This is a genomic window from Rhodococcus sp. GQ147 (assembly GCF_059759155.1).
Genome location: NZ_JCAXDU010000060.1, coordinates 1 through 1,225, shown reverse-complemented (window position 1 = coordinate 1,225; position 1,225 = coordinate 1). Strand labels below are relative to the sequence as shown.

1 protein-coding gene is annotated in these 1,225 nt (G+C 61.5%); it reads left to right on the top strand.

From position 1 onward, the window contains the following. Positions 1 to 897 (top strand): tyrosine-type recombinase/integrase (locus tag AC6CID_RS25005; protein ID WP_498354665.1); only part of this gene is annotated, 897 nt, incomplete at its 5' end. Positions 898 to 1,225 lie beyond the last annotated feature (328 nt).

The window sequence follows — 1,225 nt, the reverse complement described above, 5'->3', positions numbered from 1 at the left end:
GACATTTTCGGAGAGCTCGCAGAGCAGTGGATGGCCGCGAAGGTGAACCTGTCCGCTTCTACTGCGGCAAGGTATCGGTCAGCACTGGACGTGCATATCCTTCCGACCTTCGGACGCGTTCCCATCGCGCGAGTCACGCGCAGGCACCTGCGTGAGTGGGTGTCGACCATGGCAGCGACAAGTTCGGCCGCGACCGTTCGCAAGAACGTCAGCGTGGTTTCTCAGATCCTCGACCAGGCGGTCAAGGACTCGAGGATCATTACAAACCCGGCAACCGGCCTCGACCTTCCTCGAATCCATCACGAGGAACGGCGTTACCTCACTGCCGAGCAGGTCTCGCAACTGGCGAAGGCCGCCGGCCAGAACGGACTGTTCGTCTATGTCCTCGCCTACTGCGGTCTGCGCTTCGGTGAAGCGGCAGCCCTCACCGTCTCGGATGTGAACTTCGAACGCGGCAGGATGCGAATCCACCGATCTGCGACAGTCGTCGATTCGAGAATCGTCGTCTCCGCAACGAAGTCCAACCAAGCCCGCGATGTGCCCGTGCCGGGTTTCCTCATGGCGATGCTGCACGACCGGCTGAAGGGCATGCCGCAGGATGCCCTGGCCTTCCCTGCCAGCCGCGGCGGGTACCTCCGAGCGAACAATGTCCGTCGACGGTGGTGGGACAAGGCCGTGAAGGCTTCCGGCGTGCCGGCAGGACTCACTCCGCACGAACTCCGGCACACTGCCGCCTCGCTGGCGATCACCGCCGGCGCGAACATCAAGACACTTCAACGCATGCTCGGGCACGCGAGTGCTGCGCTGACTCTCGACCGGTATGGGCACCTGTTTGACGATGACCTCGGCATGGTGGCGGAAAGCCTCGACAAGCTGGCCCGATTACACGTCGCATAACGTCCAAGACGAGCTGTGACGTTCTTCACTGCCATGGCGATCATATAAGTACGCACTCGAGATCGAGTGCCGTCGACAGTGAGAAGACGACGGAGACCATCTACAGCGAGGCCAGGATTCACACAAGGACATATCAGCTGGCTACCGCTCGGCTCACTCGCCTTCGATAGCAGGCTGCACATGCAGCCATTCGAGAAACGTCAGTTCAATGCACAAACACATCACCGCCCTCATCGTCCTCCCCACAGCCGTCCTCGGACTCGTGGCTTGTGGCGACGACCAGTCACCGGATGTCGAACCATTTCCGCCGCCTAGCGGAAGCCCACCC